At 47.3% G+C, this 598-nt stretch carries 1 protein-coding gene; it reads right to left on the bottom strand.

Annotation, left to right across the window (positions count from 1 at the left end; genetic code table 11):
• On the bottom strand, positions 1–598 hold a 598-nt coding region (htpX, locus tag A3762_RS06330), incomplete at both ends, for a protease HtpX (RefSeq protein WP_068754559.1).

The following is a 598-nucleotide window of genomic DNA, read 5'->3' as shown; positions in this document are numbered from 1 at the left end:
AGTGCTTGAATTCGTTGCTCTAATGGCGGGTGAGATAAAAACAACGCACCAAATTTAGAGTGTCTGAGTCCGGAAATGCCAAACGCTGTTAATTGGTCAGGGAGTTCTTGGCTCTCTGTTTGTGCTTGAAGTCTCTTCAATGCTGCGATCATCTTATGCGTGCCTGCTAGTTTTGCTCCGCCAGCATCAGCGCGATATTCTCGTTGGCGAGAGAACCACATAACAATGGTGCTAGCGAGTATGCTCAGTACGATTTCAGCGATAATCGTTGATACCCAATATGCAATGCCGTGGCCTCGTTCGTTTTTGAAAACCACACGATCGATGGTGTGGCCAATAACGCGACTGAAGAAAATCACAAATGTGTTCACGACGCCTTGGATTAAGCTCAATGTGATCATGTCGCCGTTAGCAACATGGCTTACTTCATGGGCTAAAACAGCCTCAGCTTCATCTTTGGTCATGTTGTTTAAAAGGCCTGCACTCACGGCAACCAATGCATTGTTTCGGTTGGCACCCGTGGCGAATGCATTAACTTCTTTACCCGGATAAATCGCGACCTCAGGCATTCCAATACCTGCCGCTTTTGCCTGCATGC

It is taken from the genome of Oleiphilus sp. HI0125 (assembly GCF_001635355.1).
This window is presented reverse-complemented; position numbering and strand designations above follow the sequence as displayed.